Consider the following 17,654-nt stretch of genomic DNA (forward strand, 5'->3'; position numbering starts at 1 on the left):
CGGTTATGATCAATCTTGCCGAATATCGCCGTTCCGACGCTCGCCTTGCTGACTTCCTGCCTTGGGCAGCGCTGGCCGGCGAGGGGATCATCCTGAACAAGGACGGTTCGTTCCAACGGACGGCGAAAATCCGCGGCCCCGATCTCGACAGCGCGGTGCCGGCCGAACTTGTCGCCGTCGCCGGCCGTTTGAACAATGCCTTGCGTCGCCTGGGATCGGGCTGGGCCGTATTCGTGGAGGCGCAGCGCCATTTTGCGGGGGCATACCCACCGAACACTTTTCCGGATGTCGCGTCTGCGCTGGTCGACGCCGAGCGCAGGGCACAATTCGAGGAGGCGGGTGCGCACTACGAGTCCAGCTATTTCCTGACGTTCCTCTATCTGCCGCCAGAGGAGGGAGCGGCCAGGGCGGAGCGACTGCTCTATGAGGGGCGCGATCGGACCGTTGGGGGCGACGCTCGCGACATGCTCCGCGGGTTTGTCGATCAAACCAACCGCGTGCTTCAGCTCGTTGAAGGGTTCATGCCGGAATGCGCTTGGCTCGATGATCAGGACACGCTGACCTACCTGCACTCGACGATTTCGACCAAGCGTCATCGCGTTCGCGTGCCCGAAATTCCCATGTACATCGATGCGCTGTTGGCGGACCAGCCGCTGACCGGTGGGCTTGAGCCGATGTTGGGGGCAGCCAATATTCGGGTTCTGACGATTGTCGGCTTTCCGGGCGCGACGACCCCGGGAATCCTGGACGACCTGAATCGCCTGGCATTCTCATATCGCTGGTCGACGCGCGCGATCATGCTCGACAAGAGCGACGCCACCAAGCTTCTGACCAGGATTCGTCGCCAGTGGTTCGCCAAGCGAAAGTCCATCGGCACCATCCTTAAGGAGGTCATGACCAACGAGCCCTCGACGCTGCTCGATACCGACGCTCACAACAAGGCGATCGACGCCGACGCGGCGTTGCAGGAACTGGGGTCGGATCAGATCGGACAAGCCTTTGTCACAGCAACCATTACGGTCTGGGACCGCGATCCCAATGCTGCCGACGAAAAGCTGCGGCTGGTCGAGAAAGTCATTCAGGGCCGCGATTTCACCTGCATGATCGAGACGGTGAACGCCGTCGAAGCCTGGCTCGGCAGTCTGCCGGGGCATGTCTATGCGAACGTGCGGCAGCCACCTGTATCGACCCTCAACCTCGCTCACATGATTCCGATGTCGGCTGTGTGGGCGGGCGAGGCGAGGGATCTGCACTTCAAGAGTCCGCCGCTTTTGTTCGGCAAGACCGAGGGATCAACGCCGTTCCGATTCTCACTCCATGTCGGCGACGTCGGTCATACCCTTGTGGTGGGGCCGACAGGCGCTGGCAAGTCAGTGCTGCTCGCGCTGATGGCGCTACAGTTCAGGCGTTACCCGAACTCTCAAATCTTTGCGTTCGATTTCGGTGGTTCGATTCGCGCGGCCGCCCTCGCCATGGGCGGTGATTGGCATGATCTCGGCGGCGCATTGTCTGACGGAAGTGAACAACCCGTCGCCCTGCAGCCGCTGGCCTGGATTGATGATCCTTCCGAGCGCGGATGGGCGACTGAATGGATCGGCGCGATCCTGGCACGGGAAAAAGTCGAGATCACCCCGGAGGTCAAGGATCACCTGTGGTCGGCGCTGACATCTCTCGCTTCGGCGCCGAGGGAGGAGCGCACCCTGACGGGCCTGTCAGTCCTGCTCCAATCGAACTCTCTGAAACGTGCCCTGCAACCTTATTGTCTGGGTGGTCCCTCCGGTCGCCTGCTTGATGCCGAATTCGAGCGCCTTGGCGAAGCCTCGGTCCAGGCGTTTGAGACCGAAGGTTTGATCGGAACGACTGCAGCGCCGTCTGTGCTGGCGTACCTCTTCCATCGTATTGGTGATCGTCTCGATGGCCGGCCGACACTCCTGATTGTCGATGAAGGTTGGCTTGCCCTCGACGACGAGGACTTTGCTGGCCAACTTCGCGAATGGCTGAAGACGCTCCGGAAGAAGAACGCGTCCGTCGTCTTCGCCACCCAGTCGCTCTCGGACATCGATGGTTCCGCGATCGCGCCGGCGATCATCGAAAGCTGCCCAACGCGCCTGTTGCTGCCGAACGAACGGGCGATCGAGCCGCAGATCACCGCCATCTATCGCCGCTTCGGCCTCAATGACCGCCAGATCGAGCTTCTGAGCCGGGCAACGCCTAAGCGCGACTACTACTGCCAGTCGCGTCGGGGCAACCGGATGTTCGAACTCGGTCTTGGGGAGGTTGCGCTCGCCTTCACCGCAGCCTCTTCCAAGACAGACCAGGCTGCCATCGCGCAGCTCCTGGCCGAGTATGGACCCGACGGCTTCGTGCCGGCTTGGCTCCAGCACCGTGGCGTCGCATGGGCGACAGATCTGATCCCCAATCTCGTCAATCTGGAGAAATCGCTATGAGACCTCTTGGCCTACTGGCGACCACGGCCGCCTTCGCGCTGCTGCTTGGCGTTACGCTGCCCGCACGGGCGCTGATCGTCTTTGATCCTACCAACTACGTCCAGAATGTCCTGACGGCCGCGCGGGAGCTCCAGCAGATTAATAATCAGATCACCTCGCTGCAGAACGAGGCACAGATGCTGATCAATCAGGCAAGGAATCTGGCAAACCTGCCGTATTCGTCGCTGCAGCAACTGCAATCCTCGATCCAGCGGACCCAGCAGTTGCTGGCTCAGGCCCAGCGCATCGCCTACGACGTCCAGCAGATCGATCGTGCGTTCTCGACCAGCTACGCGCCGGCGACCGGCAGCCAGTCGAACCAGTTGCTGATCTCCAACGCTCAATCGCGCTGGCAGAATTCCTATGCCGCAACGCAAGACGCGCTGCGCGTCCAGGCCGGCATCGTTGGCAACCTCGACACCAATCGTATCCAGACGTCCGCACTCGTAACGTCAAGCCAGGGTGCCAGCGGCGCGCTGCAGGCAACGCAGGCTGGCAATCAGATCCTTGCACTGAACGCGCAGCAGCTCGCCGATCTTACTGCTGTCGTGGCGGCGCAGGGCAGGGCGCAGAGCCTTGAAGCCGCTCAACGCGCCTCGGCTCAGGATCAAGGACGAGAACAACTCAGGCGGTTCCTTACACCGGGGCAGGGCTATCAATCCTCGACCGTGCAGATGTTTCACTGATGACCAACATAAAGGCATTCAAGGCGCTGTCGCTGCTTACGACAATCGGCCTAGTGGCCGTCGCTGCCTGCACGATTCAACTGCGTAGCGGAGACGAGTCTCTGCCGGCACCGAAGGCGGGGCAGACGACCGATGCAACCGCCTCCGATCTCGCACGCTGCCGCGGCGTCACGCCGGAGGAAACAGCGGGTTATCGCCATTGCCAGCAAGTTTGGGCCGAAAACCGGCGCCGCTTCTTTGGCAAGAAAGACAGCGTTGTAGCTCCCGCCCACGATGACTCGGCCAGTTCGACGCTTGCCCCAAAGGATCAGAGCCGTATCCCGCAGGGATCTCCGAACCTGGCTACACCTGAGGCGAGGAAACCATGACTGGTACGGGGATCATTGACCAGTTCCTGGAAACGTTCACGCGTTATATCGACAACGGCTTCGGGCTGCTGGGGAGTGATGTCGGATATCTCGCAACGACGCTTGCCGCGATCGACATCACCCTCGGAGCGTTGTTCTGGAGTTGGGGAACGGACGAGGACATCACCGCGCGCCTCGTCAAGAAGACGCTCTTCGTGGGGGTCTTCGCCTACCTCATCGGCAACTGGAACGGCCTGGCGCGTATCGTCTTCGAGAGCTTTGCCGGTCTTGGACTGAAAGCATCGGGTGCAAGCCTGTCCGCATCCGATTTCCTGCGACCTGGAAAGATCGCGCAAGTCGGACTCGACGCCGGCCGACCGTTGCTCGATTCGATCTCCAACCTCATGGGCTACATCAGCTTCTTTGAGAATTTCGTCCAGATTGTCGTTCTCCTGTTCGCTTGGGTCGTGGTGTTGCTTGCCTTCTTCATTCTGGCGATCCAGCTCTTTGTCACGCTGATCGAATTTAAACTCACGACGCTGGCCGGCTTCGTGCTCATTCCCTTTGGTTTGTTTGGCAAGACTGCCTTCGCAGCAGAGCGGGTCCTCGGCAATGTCATCTCTTCAGGGATAAAGGTCCTGGTCCTGGCCGTCATCATCGGCATCGGCTCGACCTTGTTCTCTCAATTCACCACCGGCTTCGGCGGCGACCAGCCGACCATCGAAGACGCGATGACCCTGGTGCTCGCGGCACTCTCCTTGCTCGGCCTCGGTATCTTCGGTCCGGGTATCGCAAACGGCCTTGTGTCAGGCGGACCACAGCTCGGCGCCGGCGCCGCAATTGGAACAGGCGTTGCTGCCGGCGGCATTGTTGCGGCGGGCGCGGGACTTGCCGCGGGCGGCGCTGGTCTCGCTGGCGGCGCGATTGCCGGCGCCGCGCGTAGTGGCGGTGCTGCCATGAGCGGAGCATCAGCGGCCTACCGCAGCGGCGGCATTGCCGGCGTCGCGGAAGCCGGCGCTTCGGCCGCCATGAGCCCGTTGCGTCGTGCAACGGCTGCGGCTGGTGGAGGTGGGCAAGCCGGCGCGCAGGCCACCAGCACTTCGGCCGAAGGGCAGCCCGATTGGGCGCGGCGCATGAAGCCTGCCGAGACCATTCGGCACGGTGCGTCGGCGGCCGGCCACGCGGTCCGCTCAGGCGATCACGGTGGCAGCGGCTCTTCCGTCGATTTGTCTGAAGGAGAGCGCTGACACGCAGCCATTGCACCTCGCCACCCGCTGCGCGGGCCACTCAAAGGCGGATACCGCACGACTCGAAACCCATCACTTGATCTCAAGGGCAACTTTCGATGTTCAAACGACCTTCCGTTCATTACGGGCGCATGCCCGAACCGGTTACGCCGTATCAAAAGGCAGCGCAGGTTTGGGACGAACGCATTGGATCTGCCCGCGCGCAGGCCAAGAATTGGCGCTTGATGGCCTTCGGTTGCTTAATGCTATCGGCTGGTCTCGCAGGTAGCCTTGTTTGGCAATCGAGCCAAGGCTCGATCACGCCCTGGGTGGTTGAAGTGGATCATCTCGGCCAGGCCCAAAGGGTTGCGCCGGCCAACATCGGCTATCAACCTACTGACGCTCAGATCGCTTACCATCTGGCGCGCTTCATTGAGGACGTCAGAGGCCTGCCAGCCGACGGCATCGTTCTGCGCCAGAATTGGCTCCGGGCCTATGATTTTACGACGGATCGTGGCGCGGCTGCACTGAACGACTACGCGCGCACCAATGACCCCTTCGCCAAGTTGGGGAAGGCCCAAATCTCGGTGGATGTCTCGAGCGTCATTCGCGCGTCGTCGGAGAGCTTTCGGGTCGCCTGGACTCAACGCACCTACGACAACGGTTCGTTGAGCTCGACCGAGCGCTGGACTGCAATTCTCTCGATCGTGATCGAGACGCCGCGCGATGCCGAACGACTGCGCAAGAATCCCCTTGGGGTCTATGTCCGCGCCATCAACTGGTCAAAGGAGTTGAGTCAGTGACCAAGACGCCGTCTGACGTTTATTCGAAGCATCCTATCGTGCGCAGTGGGTTCAATTCGAGTCGGTACGACCTGGTGGCCGCGAAGCGAGCACTTCTACCTGCTCTTCTGTTTTGTTCGTCGGCGCTCGGTGGGTGCGCGACCTACATACCGCCACAGATCAGCTATGATGCGGAAGTTCCTTCGATGCCAGCATCGCCAGCGCCTCCGGACGACAAGTCGCAACCGCTACACGTGCCGCCCCTCTGGAGGCCGGCTCTCGGGGGCAAGGCGGCCGGGAAGGAAGAGCCTGAACCCGTGAGCCGGATTGAGACGGCAAACAGCGCAGCCCGGGTCGAACCGCGCAAGCGGGGGTATTTCAACGCAGCGCAGATCTATGCCTACAGCCCCGGGGCGCTTTATCAGATTTACGCCGCCCCGGGACAGATTACGGATATAGCGCTTGAGGAGGGAGAGCAGCTGACCGGATCTGGGCCGATCGCCGCCGGAGATACCGTGCGCTGGGTCGTTGGCGATACCGAAAGCGGAAGCGGCGATACGCGCCGGGTCCATATCCTCGTCAAGCCGACCCGCGCATCGATCGAGACCAATCTTGTGGTCAATACAGACCGGCGCACCTACCTGATCGAGCTCCGCTCGCGCGAGCGGCCATACATGCCATCGGTTGCCTGGTACTATCCGGAAACAATGCGCGAACGATCGCGTGCAGTCGCTCTGAGACCCATCCTTCCGGAGCCCGCGCAACGCATTTCCCGCTACGCAATTGAAGGCGACAGCCCGCCGTGGCGGCCGCTGGCCGTCTATGACGACGGCCGCAAGGTCTATGTCGAATTCCCTCAGGGCATCGTGCAAGGCGAGATGCCACCGCTCTTTATCATCGGTTCAGACGGCAAGACCGAACTTGCCAATTACCGCGCCTACGGCAACCTCCTGATCGTCGATCGGCTGTTCGCGGCTGCCGAACTGCGGCTTGGCGGTGAGCACCAGCAGAAAGTCAGGATTGTCAGGAAAGACGGGAGGCCGTCGTCATGAATACCGAGGACGGAAACGATCGCGATCAGGCGACTCAGCCGCAGGCGCGAGACGGGCAATCCGGAAGTTTCCGCTTGAGGGCAGAGCATGCGCGCGTGACACGGTTGTCACGGAAGGTTCTGACCGGCGGGAGCGCGGTTATCATGCTCGTGATTGGCGGAACTGTTTTGTGGTCGCTGCAGAGTAACCGCTCCCCAAACCATGCGGCCGAGGAGCTTTACAGCACAGACCATCATAATGTGGCCGACGGGATCGCGACGCTGCCGAAGGACTACACGGGCGCTCCACGCCAATCGATTCCGCTGCTCGGTCCGCCACTCCCCGGGGACCTTGGACGGCCGATCCTTGCTGCTCAGGGGCGGTCGCCAACCATCGGCTCAGATCCAGAACAGCAGCGCCGAGACCAAGAGACTGAAGCAGCCCGCATCAGCCGCTTGTTCGCTGCGAACAATGGTGGTGAAATGCGCGCGCCCGCCGCTGCGGCCGCTGGAACCGACCGCGTCGCGTCTCCAAGCGCGACGAACTCTGCCGATGACGGATCGGCGCAGAACGGTCAGGACCGGAAGCTTGCCTTCGCGAACGCTTCTGTGGACCGTCGCACGGTCAGCCCGGACCGCATCAGCGGGCCGGCTTCGCCATACATCTTGCAGGCTGGGACGGTCATTCCGGGAGCCCTAATCACTGGGATTCGATCAGACCTCCCAGGTCCGGTCACAGCGCAGGTAACTGAGAATATTTTTGACACGCCGACAGGCCGCTTTCTGCTTGTGCCCCAGGGAGCGCGTCTAATCGGTATGTACGATAGTCAGGTCACGTTCGGTCAGTCGCGCGTCCTGCTGGTTTGGACGCGGCTGATCATGCCGAACGGACGTTCTATCGTTCTTGAGCGGCAGCCTGGCACTGATAACGCAGGCTATGCGGGTCTGGAAGACCAAGTCGACAATCACTGGGCAGAACTATTCCAGGCTGCGGCACTATCGACGCTTCTAGCTGTTGGGACGGAACTAGGCGCAGGCTCCGACACAAATAGCAACGACAGCGCAATTATCCAAGCATTGCGACACGGGGCCTCCGACTCACTGAATCAAACGGGACAGCAGGTCGTTCGCCGCAGTCTCGGCATCCAGCGTACCCTGACCGTGCGACCTGGCTTTCCGGTTCGTGTTCTGGTCAATCGTGACCTCATACTTGCGCCGTATGGAAAGTGACAACATGCCAAAGCTCAAAATAGCAGAGCTTCCAGACGATAAGCCGGTCAAAGTGAGTACGGAGCTGCCGGCGGCCGTGCATCGTGACCTCATTGCATATGCAGAAGCCCTTAGGCGTCAAGGTGGTCAAGCGGTCGAACCGACTAAGCTCATCGCCCCCATGTTGGCGCGCTTTATGGCCACGGATCGAGGGTTTTCTAAACTGAAACGTGAGGGCCACGTACCGGCCACTGGCGAAGGGAAGTGATGCTCAAGGTTTCTCGACAGTTGAGATATCGTTTAGCGTTCCCAGGTCCGGCCCCAAACAACTCCGGTAGCCAGGCTTTGTCCACTTTCGGATGCGAGGGCGCTGGTCGTTGATCACTTCATGCGCGGTACGCTTCTCCGGCCATCCACGCTGACGGGCACGTCTCCATCGATCGTGGCCCGACGTACGACGCGATGCTGGTCCCCGTAATCGTTGACCGCGTAATGCTGTGTCGCGCGGTTATCCCATATCGCGATATCGCCCTCTAACCAGTTCCACCGCACAGTGTTTTCGGGCGCGGTGATATGAGACTGGAACAGCTCGAACAGCTTTTGTCCGTCGTATTTGGGCACCCCAATAAAGTGCTTCACCAAGACGCCGAGCACTAGCGTCCGCTCGCCTGTTTCGGGATGGACACGCACGACGGGATGCTCAGTCTCAAAAATCCTGCTGGTGAACACATCGTCAAAGTGTTTCTTGTCAACGTCACGGACGCGCGCGATCCCAGCGTAATCGAAAACGTTGCTGTGAACAGCCCATAGCTCATCGGCAAGCCGTTGTAGCGGGGGCGGCAGGTCAAGGTAAGCGGCAGCTGTGTTCGACCACACGGTATCGCCTCCGAACGTTGGCATTACAACGGCTCGCAAGACCAAAATCTTGGGATAGGCTTCGGCGAAGGTCCCATCGGCATGCCAAACATCGGCGCGACCGCCGCCGCGAGTGGAGTCCAGTTCGAGGAGCGACGCCGTTCCCTTGGTAGCACCGAGCATCGGATGCGGCACTAGCTTTCCGAGACGAGCGGCAAAGCGCTCCTGCTCGGCGTCGTTGAGATGTCCTTGATTGCGAAAGAAGATTACCTTGTGCTCGAGCAACAAGCTGTTAATTGCGACGATCGTGTGGTCCGGTAGATCGCCCGATAGCTCGATATTTTTGACTTCGGCACCGATGCGCGCTGCACGTTTCACAACATCGGTGCCCGGAATGACGTCACCGATCAAAGCCGCTGTGCTCATGTCGTTTTTCCAAGGCCTTTCAGTTTCTTCCCCGCCCCTTGGTAACGAATGATCTGCAGCAAGCATCATGCCAGGCGAAAGACCGAACATGTAGCGCCAGATGGCACTAAGCGGATCGCGATATTTGACACGAGCTATCGGACTTGATCCGCGGTTCGACCGAGTAAAAGAACTCGGTTTTCGATCTCACTCTTCGAATATCATCGGATCGTGAAGACGAAGCGGATAGCAGCATCGGGCGAACGGCGGATCTTCAGCTGTGTTCTTATGGTCACTTAACTGCGCTGAATAATGCAATGCTTTTGCAAAACCGGTAATAATTCATGATGGTCATGAATCATGTAGTCGGGCCCTGCGGCGCACAGGCGCGCTTCGGAAACAAATCCCCCCGTGATTGATACGTTAATAAGACCGAGATTGCGGGCAATCTCAGTCTCAACTGGCATGTCACCTACGATGACGGTTCTTTCTGGGGATAGATCATTGGCCTGCATATACAAACGCAGCCGTTCTTCCTTGCTCATGCTCCTAAACTGGGTGGCGCGGCTCTCAAATGCCAAGATATCCCTAACTTGAGTCTTGATTCCGAGTCTTCGCACTTGTGTGCGGATCGGTTCAACAATGTGATTGCTAACGATGACGGTTTGAACTGATCTCTGATCAAGAGCGAGCAAAACGTTTCGTGCGCCCTTGCGTAAGGCCGCGTTGCGCGCCAAAAATTCGTAGGCATCGTGGAAAATGGCGCTGTCGTTACTATTCACGACGTCGATTTCATCTTCCGACATGTCTAGATTGCGGAAAAGAACCGAAAGAGGGAGTTCGAACTCCTCTCGAAGCCTGTGCATATCGACGGCTGCGCGACCGAAGCGGCTCAGAATTGCATTAATGGTTTGCAGCACGGCATTGGCATCATCGAGCAGCGTACCATTCCAGTCGAAAACAACGGCGGATTTCATGCGTGAACCTAGACAAGTAATCGTGCGATATTCTCGTGTTCGAGACTGGCTGTTTTGTTGGTCCGGTGCGGTCCTAGTGGGTTAGGCCCATACAGAGTTGTCAGGGGAGCAACGCGCGCCAGTGCGCTCGACGGGCGGACTGTGATTCCGAGGCGAGATGGAGGCGGAGGGCGTGAGCATTGCTGCTTTGACGGCTCTATTTCTGGATCGATTTGCTTGAAGCAATGGTCATGCCAGCCGGCCATCAAGGCCGAATGGGCTTTCGACGGTCTGAACGCGTGCTAGGCGCGCTGTACTGGACATGACACGAGATTGTGCCTCTGTCAGAATACGGACACGAGTCTACAAGGTCCGGTAAGTGCGGGCCGACTGATCCGCTCGTGAAATTCGGGCGCAATTGATACTGGGGTGTTCCCTCCGTGATCTGTCCGGCTAGTGAGGCGAATGGGCTTCTACCTGAGTCGCTAAGTCGAAAGTCGGGGCTTCAACGACTTTCCACTGAGAGGACTGGAGCAATGCTCAATTGTCGCCCATCCTATCTAGTGCCAGCAACCACTGATGCGACGAGGAAAAAAATGTCTTGAGCGGCGCAACGGCTAGACTGATGCCGCTGTTCTCTGTGAGAACTGCACATGTAAGTCTATGTGTCGACCGCCGCTGTTGGTAACGGCCATGCATGTTATCGTCTCAGGCCTGAACTAGGATAAGAGGCGCAACTTCCTGGTCCCGCGCCAGTTTGCTCGCGGCTAGGCCGGTGGCGACACCAATGCGATCAGGCATGGGGCGATTTTGGCTCATCTTGCGCTTGCTTTCGACCCGGGTGATCGGGATGCGTACGCCGACGATTTCACGCAACTGGGCGGTAATGAAATCCACGGGAGCATCGCTGACGGCCCAAGGTGTCGCACGTGACGTTTCATGGATATTCGTAAGGCGCGTCACGATCTCAAGCAGGCGATCGGGATCCTCGAAGAACCCAATCGGCCCATGGGCATGGACCGCGATGTAATTCCATGTCGGCACCACGTGCTCAGCTTGTCGTTTACTGGGATACCAGGATGGCGTCACGTAAGCTTCCGGGCCAGTAAAGATCGCCATCGCATCTCCGATCGTGGCGGTGCGCCATTGCGGATTGCGCTTCGCAAGGTGCCCGTACAGCGTGCCGTGCTCGCCTTCGCTCTCATCGAGGAAGAGGGGAAGCGGCGTCGCAAGGGGCCCGCCCGACGTGGCCGTGATCAGGTTGGCCAATCGGGCGCAGCGGATTGTCGCTCGAATGTTCTCGAGGTCGTCATCTCGAAAGGGGCATGGTATATACATGGAAGGCTCTCGGTTGGAGGTCGTCGAGATAACCCAGGTCAATGTGCGAGAAAACTGCCAGTTTCAGTCGGCCTCTTGGAGGTTCGCCGTTGGATCCGCCCGCCTTGCTCGTGGCTTGGCCGCCTCGTGATCGCCCGCTGACGTGCTCCTGGGGCCGTGATGTAACCGAGCAAGGCAATTATGACGAGTCCGGTTCCATGGGCGCTCGCTTTCATTCGCCGCTCTGAACATCTGAGTTTCCTCGGACAAGCGAGCCGGACTGCTGCTTACCGATGGGTGCGTGCCACGTTCAACTTGGAACCTGCCAACAGCCGGCTTACTGAGAGCAGAGCGGACGGCGGTGCTGATAACTTTCCATCTGGCTGCGCTGACAACTCCCTCAACGCCACCTCGATATCTCTTATGGCACTTGCGGTGGGCGAACTTTATGAATGTCGGAGGTTCCGATCAGCTTGATCTAATCGAGCTGAAGTGCGGGAGGGACAACCCGTTATAGACGATGGTCTATTTTATTTAAGCCACAATGTGTTCGAGGCGAAGGGGTGTCATGGGCGAGTTTAATTTCAGCGCAGGAAGCGTTCTGTTCGGCCTTTGCTTATCGCGATTGCGGCAATCCTTTTGTTTTTCTGATCACGTTCAATCATCGGCCATCCGCTGTTCGATTGTCACTCCCTCGCGTCCGCCAAACCTTGGTATACGCCGACGCCGCTAAGACGGCCTTGCTCCGTTCCGTTACTGGAGTTAACGCTGGGCCATTGGTCTGGCTTAAGGGTATACAGTGAGTGAAGTTCGCGAATTTATCGACTTCTGGATCGAGAATAGCGTTCATGCCGTCGAGCAGTATCGGACTCCCGGCGCGTCGCAGGATGTGGCCGAACTCACTCAGCGCCTTGTCGAGGCAGCCAAAGAGCAGGATATTTCTGAAGCCGACTTGCAGGCTGAGATGAACGATATCTCTGAGTACATTGGAGAGCGACTCAGGGCTGCAAATAGGGCTGAGCGCGAACGGCGCACGCCCACCTAGGAGAGCGAAGTTCGCTTACCTACCAGCCGGTAAAGCGGCTCAATGCGACGTTCCTCAACATCCGCTGCTGCTCAGCCATCAAGCTGCCACCATCCGATTACGCGAACACCGTGACAGCCGCCGCTCAGCTATTCGCCTTCAAGGCCCTTGAGGGACATCATGGCATTGAGGTTCTTAATGGCGGTGTTGCGCTCGCTCAGTTGCCGCGTAATTGTGCCGTCTACCCGCTTGAAAAACCCGAACGGCGTTACACGAGAGTTGCCGTGCAAGGCCAACATTGTGAATTGTTCCGGGGGTCGTCAGCTTATCGACAGCTAAGGCCCATAGCATGGGAAGGTCTCTAGCTAGACTGACAAGTCCGGCTTGATTTGCCTAGATCTGGCAGAGGAGGATCGGATGGATTGCTTTGACAATATCAACAGCTTCGACGACCCAGATCTCACGCAGACGTCTTTGCGCCGGCAGCAAGTGCAGGGGTGGGCGAATGAGGCTGGGTGTTTGACGATCCTGGATCAAAACCGCTGTAGTTGACCGCCTCTTCATTGTTCGTCGGTGGCACCCCAGACGGCCGGCTTCGAGATCTGCCGTTGCGGCGTCCTTCTGGTGGAGCTGTGTCTTTCCTCGAGTGTGGCCGCATGCAGCTTTTTGGCCGTTTCCGGCATCTATGAAATTGGTAATGCAAGCAATGAAGAAGTCAGCGATACGAGAGCTTTCCCTGGTCTACAAAGTGTGCGTTCTGAGCATTGGGATCCTGGTCTCCTCAGCAGCGGGCGCAACTGACGATTTGATGAGCGCTGCCAGGGAGGCTTTCAAACCGATTCCTTCGATCGTCCCTGCGATAAAGGACAACACAGTCACCCACGAAAAGGTCGAACTTGGCAAGACGCTGTTCTTCGATCCGAGGCTATCGGCAAGCGGGATCATTAGCTGCAATACGTGCCATAACCTTGGCGCGGGCGGCGTAGATGCTGGTCCAACGTCAGTGGGTCATGGCTGGCAGCGAGGTCCACGTCGGGCACCTACCGTCTATAACGCAGTGTTCAATGTGGCGCAGTTCTGGGATGGGCGCGCGGCAGATCTCAAGGCGCAAGCCACAGGCCCCATCCAGGCGAGTGTCGAAATGAATGCCACGCCGGACAGGGTGCTCAACACGTTGAATTCGATGACCGACTATGTCGTCATGTTCCAGAAAGCGTTCCCGAATGAGGCGAGGCCCGTCACCTTTGACAATTCCGCCAAGGCGATCGAGGCTTTCGAAGCGACTCTGATTACACCTGCTGCCCCATTTGATCAGTACCTGAAGGGCGATGAGCATGCTCTCGATGATCAGCAGAAGGCGGGACTAAAGCTATTCATGGAAAAAGGATGCTCGTCTTGCCACAATGGAATCAACGTCGGTGGACAGGATTACTTCCCGTTCGGCGTGGTTGAAAGGCCGGACGGAACGCTGCTGCCATCCGCCGACAAGGGCCGTTTTGCGGTTACCAAGGTAGCCAGCGACGAATACGTTTTCCGCGCCGCGCCGTTGCGCAACGTCGCGTTGCGGGCACCGTACTTCCATTCGGGCCAGGCCTGGAGCCTTAAGCAAGCGGTTGGCGTGATGAGTGAGACCCAGCTCGGCGCGAAGCTCAGCGATAAAGAGGAAAACGACATTGTAGCGTTTCTAAATTCGTTAACTGGGCAGCTGCCAAAGATCGAATATCCGAGACTGCCCACGCGTAGCGATGCGACGCCACGGCCCTCTCTAGACAAATAGGGGCACCGATAAGCCGGATGCCGTGCGTCCTTGGTTCAATCGATACTCGAAGTGTGCGCGTCGCTAAGTGTGCCCAATCTCAATTGTTGTTGTCCAGGCGACTACACATCCCAGTTCGCCTCGCCTCAGCGACGCATCATGCGGCGCGTTTGTCCCAAGCCTCGAGTGGTAGTTTTGACTCCGCGACAAAAACGGCTTGCTGTCGATGAGATGAACTTTGCTGAGTTAAATCGCTAAATCTTGCTAGGTCAGTGTTACCGAAAGCTCGTCGCTGTCGAGTGTTGGATCGTCTCCAGATCAGCATCCTCGAACCGTTCACATGGGGTCTCAAACATACTGTACCAATCTGAGGTAATCGTCTGTAAGGACTGGTGAACGGATGGAAGAAGCTGCGTCGTGAAGGAAAGTATTCAGAGTCCTGCTAGCGCGAGTACGGCCTTCGAAAGATAGCCTTGCCGGCTTGCGAGTACGGAGGGTGTTCAATTCGGAACTGACGAGGTCAGCCGCGAGACAATCTGAGGCCGAGAACGAACCAGTAGACATGACGGCTTGTGCCAGTCCTAATGTGGTGAGCCAACCCGCATAGATTAGTACGGCGCCATCTGTCTCATTGAGTCCAGAGAGTTCCTCAATTGCAGCAGCGTGGAATGGTGCCGCATCAAGTGACAGAAAAAGATCAGCTATTTCGTCACGTGTGGCTCGAGAGAGAAGGCAGCGGCCGAGATGTGATAGGAGCGTCTCAGTCGGCCCCTCGAAGATGCGGAGAATGCGAGCGTCTCGATAGATTTTAGCTACAGGAGTCCCCTCATCGTAACCGCGGCCACCTAACAGTTGGACGCATTGATCGGCAACGAGGCCGCACCACTCCGAGGACAAAACCTTCGTTGCTGACGCAAGGTGGACGTTCGGTGCGCCCTGCGCTGAGACAAGTCGGCAGGATGCACCCAGCATTGCCTTCACGACTTCCCGTCGGAGTACCATCTGTCCAAATGATTGCTCGATATAGCTGTTCTCGATCATGCGCAGCTTGCCTAGTCGACGACGGCTTGCATATGAGGCTGCGACCTGAATAGCGCGCTCAAGGGCTCCAAGACCCATAGCAGCCACACCGATGCGCCCGCGGTTCATACTAGATGCTGCTGCTCCCCAGCCGTCTTGATCGCGAGAGAGCACGTAAGCGCTCGGCAGCTCGACATCGTGGAACTCTAGGGTGTTTTGAATAATACCGCGCAGACCGAGTGTGCGATGCTCGTGCGTGACCTTTAGGCCCGGAGCCTGCCTATCAACTAGAACGCCAACGACCCGTCCTTTCGCATTGGGACCAGCGGCTCGCGCAAAACAAACGATCCAACGAGCCCAGTCAGCGAGGCCGATCCAGATTTTGCGGCCAGAGATGCGAACTCTATCTTCATGCATGAAGGCCGACGCTTCTATATGTCGCGGGGCAGAGCCAGCTCCAGGCTCTGTTAAAGCGAAAGCGCAAAGATCGCCGCGTGTTGCGCCCCACATGACCTGCCTTTGTTCAGGGATGTGCGGTGCCGCTTCGATGCAGGGCAGGGCCAGAAAGTTATGGATCACGAGGGTAGAGGCAGCAGAGACATCGAAGGATGCAGTCGCGGAGATGAGGTCGATGGCCTCTTGCAAAGGAAGGGCTAACCCACCGTGCTCTGTTGGTGTAGTGAGCCCGAATAGCCCATGCCGTGCCAATACGCTGTGTAGGGTCGGAGGGAATGCCCGACGGTCATCCGCGTCTGCAAAATTCAACTGACTGAGGTCATCGATCAAACGGGAATATAAGGTGGTAGCTGCACCAAAGTCAGATGTGCGCTCCTGCGCCTCCTCGCATAAGGGGTAAGCTTGAGTGTACATATCCATAAAGCCAGATTGATTGCGTGCGTGCGTTATGACAATCATCTTCGTGGCTGGCTCGAATAGACATTGGTATAGGTGAATGCGAGCGAAGCATATGCAGATTACCCAGATTGGGAGTCATCGCCAGGGCTGCGCGGCGGGCGTCAAGGTGCATCTTGCAGACTAACCCATCGAGGGCGTGTTCGCGACCGTGCGATACGCTCCAGGGACTCGTCGCGTCGAGATCGTGCGGTGCTGCACGGTACTCGCGATGTCGCGCCGGAACTCCGACAGGAGGAATCTCCTTGAGCTGCACATACCGCTTGTCCGTCAGTTCTCCAACGTGACTCCCGCCGTCTTGATCGCGTCGTACCTTTTGGAATTCCTCGGGGCCCTTGACGAGCCGGCGCTTGCGGTCGGCTTGCTCCTCCGAACTGGCAGTGCTGTCCGCAACTTTGTCGATTGCTTTGCCGGCCATGTCGCGAGCGCGCTGGCGTTGGCTTTCAGTCTTGGGCCGCACTGCGGTTGACGACGTCGACGCGATCTAGAGCAGCCTGCGGATCGCCTGGGGGCGGGAAGGCTCATCGGCCTGCTTCTCGATCCACTTGTCGATCGCCTCGAGCTCTATGCGGTCTTATTGCCGACGTGAGCTTGCGTAAAAGTAAGCGGGCAATGGTGACATTGTCGGCGTAGCCGGGGATCTCGACGTCCAGCATGCGTGGTTAAGAATCAATGCTGGCAACTGGAATAATGATGTCTCGGCCAATCCCGCAACCGGCTCAAATGGCATCGAGTTCTCTTCGATCCCCTCAACCGGAGGCTGGCATGCGTTCTACGGCGGAAATTATCCGGGCGTCAGTTCAACGGCAAACTTGGGAGCTTCTGCCTTCGCTCACGCGGTCCCGAGCGGCTTTTCGTCTTGGGACGCATTGGCGGTTGTAGGAGTTTGCTAGCGTCGATTGCTGGGGGTCTGAAATAGAAATGCAGTGGAGCGCTCTCGGCCTACAGATATTGCCGCACGGTTGCCGGCGGCCGATCACGATGGCTCTCGTTGTCGGCATGGTGTTCGGCGCCTACATGGCGATTGCGGATGGACTGGCCTTCCGTACAGTCATTCCGCCAGAGCAGGCCGCGCTGGTGCTTGTTACTCAGCGACGGTCCTGATCATACCTTTCTCGGCGCGTGCTGTATTCGAGGAGGTGATCTTCCGCCTGATCGTGATGTCCGCGTTAGTCTGGCTCTTCGCGATCGCCGCCGGTCGCCCGTGGTTATGGTGCTACTGGGGCGCGATCCTCAGGGCTGCCTTGGTGGCCTATCCCCTATATTATCTGTCGTATCTGATGACTCTTGATCCGACGCCCCTGAGTTGGGTTCGCGAAGTGGCGCTTCATGGGTGCGGCGGCTTGCTCTGGGGCTATCTCTATTGGCGCCTTGGCCTTGCGGCCTCGATCGTGGGGCACGTTAGCGCGCACCTTTCGCTGCAGCCGCTGTTAGGCTTCCTGTTCGGCTAGGCCGACCGGCCAGGACACGATATTTCGAGAATCACGGCGCAGCTTTTTTGGGGCCGCTATCCTCTGCGATCGCGCCTGCTGAACATGCTTCGAAACCCGCGCGGCAGCCGCGGAAATTCACATCTGGTTGGTGCTACAAAGGCAACCATATCGCTTGTGTGGCGCGAGCTGCGGTCCTAGTTTTGTGATCGC

The 17,654-nt window shown here is 58.6% G+C and carries 16 protein-coding genes; 11 read left to right on the forward strand and 5 right to left on the reverse strand.

The window, feature by feature from the left end; translation table 11 throughout:
* Positions 1–5: 5 nt before the first annotated feature.
* The 8 genes from trbE to ACVMB1_RS03015 all read left to right on the forward strand — a co-directional run bounded on the left by trbE (position 6) and on the right by ACVMB1_RS03015 (position 8,034).
* Entirely contained in the window at positions 6–2,447 is a 2,442-nt protein-coding gene (trbE, locus tag ACVMB1_RS02980) for a conjugal transfer protein TrbE (RefSeq protein ID WP_456848269.1), read from the forward strand.
* Entirely contained in the window at positions 2,444–3,172 is a 729-nt protein-coding gene (gene trbJ / locus ACVMB1_RS02985; protein WP_456835483.1) for a P-type conjugative transfer protein TrbJ, read from the forward strand. The genes trbE and trbJ overlap by 4 nt, the downstream gene beginning before the upstream one ends.
* Complete coding sequence (trbK-alt, locus tag ACVMB1_RS02990) at positions 3,172–3,540, forward strand: putative entry exclusion protein TrbK-alt (RefSeq protein ID WP_456848271.1); 369 nt, start codon at positions 3,172–3,174, stop codon at positions 3,538–3,540. Before trbJ ends, trbK-alt begins: the two co-directional genes overlap by 1 nt.
* A complete protein-coding gene (gene trbL, locus ACVMB1_RS02995) occupies positions 3,537–4,766 on the forward strand; it encodes a P-type conjugative transfer protein TrbL (protein ID WP_456848273.1) in 1,230 nt (409 codons plus the stop codon). The genes trbK-alt and trbL overlap by 4 nt, the downstream gene beginning before the upstream one ends.
* A gap of 98 nt (positions 4,767–4,864) precedes the next feature.
* On the forward strand, positions 4,865–5,548 hold the full coding sequence (trbF, locus tag ACVMB1_RS03000; RefSeq protein WP_057018890.1) for a conjugal transfer protein TrbF: 684 nt from the start codon (positions 4,865–4,867) through the stop codon (positions 5,546–5,548).
* Positions 5,545–6,579 (forward strand): P-type conjugative transfer protein TrbG, encoded by a 1,035-nt coding sequence (gene trbG, locus ACVMB1_RS03005; protein ID WP_069279438.1) that lies wholly within the window; start codon positions 5,545–5,547, stop codon positions 6,577–6,579. Before trbF ends, trbG begins: the two co-directional genes overlap by 4 nt.
* Positions 6,576–7,787: a TrbI/VirB10 family protein gene (locus ACVMB1_RS03010; RefSeq protein ID WP_456848275.1), complete on the forward strand. Its 1,212-nt coding sequence runs from the start codon at positions 6,576–6,578 to the stop codon at positions 7,785–7,787. The genes trbG and ACVMB1_RS03010 overlap by 4 nt, the downstream gene beginning before the upstream one ends.
* 4 nt (positions 7,788–7,791) lie before the next feature.
* Entirely contained in the window at positions 7,792–8,034 is a 243-nt protein-coding gene (locus ACVMB1_RS03015; RefSeq protein ID WP_057018909.1) for a DUF2274 domain-containing protein, read from the forward strand.
* 113 nt (positions 8,035–8,147) lie between these two features.
* Here the strand turns inward: ACVMB1_RS03015 and ACVMB1_RS03020 are convergent, their stop codons facing one another.
* From ACVMB1_RS03020 to ACVMB1_RS03030, 3 genes are all read right to left on the reverse strand, one after another.
* Positions 8,148–9,047 (reverse strand): TauD/TfdA dioxygenase family protein, encoded by a 900-nt coding sequence (locus tag ACVMB1_RS03020; protein ID WP_456848277.1) that lies wholly within the window; start codon positions 9,045–9,047, stop codon positions 8,148–8,150.
* Between the two features lie 275 nt (positions 9,048–9,322).
* Positions 9,323–10,003, reverse strand: a complete 681-nt coding sequence (locus ACVMB1_RS03025; protein WP_456848279.1) for an HAD family hydrolase — start codon at positions 10,001–10,003, stop codon at positions 9,323–9,325.
* Positions 10,004–10,690: 687 nt separating this feature from the next.
* Positions 10,691–11,320 (reverse strand): FMN-binding negative transcriptional regulator, encoded by a 630-nt coding sequence (locus ACVMB1_RS03030; RefSeq protein WP_456848281.1) that lies wholly within the window; start codon positions 11,318–11,320, stop codon positions 10,691–10,693.
* A gap of 778 nt (positions 11,321–12,098) precedes the next feature.
* Between ACVMB1_RS03030 and ACVMB1_RS03035 the strand changes: the two genes are divergently transcribed.
* The gene (locus tag ACVMB1_RS03035) at positions 12,099–12,344 is read left to right on the forward strand and encodes a hypothetical protein (protein WP_057018885.1); all 246 of its coding nucleotides are present in this window, start codon (positions 12,099–12,101) and stop codon (positions 12,342–12,344) included.
* 128 nt (positions 12,345–12,472) lie between these two features.
* On the opposite strand, the gene ACVMB1_RS03040 is transcribed toward ACVMB1_RS03035, so the two are convergent.
* On the reverse strand, positions 12,473–12,622 hold the full coding sequence (locus ACVMB1_RS03040; RefSeq protein WP_456848283.1) for a hypothetical protein: 150 nt from the start codon (positions 12,620–12,622) through the stop codon (positions 12,473–12,475).
* A gap of 407 nt (positions 12,623–13,029) precedes the next feature.
* Between ACVMB1_RS03040 and ACVMB1_RS03045 the strand changes: the two genes are divergently transcribed.
* Positions 13,030–14,100 carry a cytochrome-c peroxidase gene (locus tag ACVMB1_RS03045; protein ID WP_456849871.1) on the forward strand — a complete coding sequence of 357 codons (1,071 nt, stop codon included), beginning with the start codon at positions 13,030–13,032 and terminating at the stop codon, positions 14,098–14,100.
* 327 nt (positions 14,101–14,427) lie between these two features.
* On the opposite strand, the gene ACVMB1_RS03050 is transcribed toward ACVMB1_RS03045, so the two are convergent.
* Positions 14,428–16,014, reverse strand: coding sequence for an acyl-CoA dehydrogenase family protein (locus tag ACVMB1_RS03050; protein ID WP_253587690.1), 1,587 nt, complete (start codon positions 16,012–16,014; stop codon positions 14,428–14,430).
* Between the two features lie 1,136 nt (positions 16,015–17,150).
* On the opposite strand from ACVMB1_RS03050, the gene ACVMB1_RS03055 reads away from it, so the two are divergent.
* The gene (locus ACVMB1_RS03055; protein WP_456848285.1) at positions 17,151–17,462 is read left to right on the forward strand and encodes a hypothetical protein; all 312 of its coding nucleotides are present in this window, start codon (positions 17,151–17,153) and stop codon (positions 17,460–17,462) included.
* Positions 17,463–17,654 lie beyond the last annotated feature (192 nt).

It is taken from the genome of Bradyrhizobium sp. USDA 4504 (assembly GCF_054063995.1).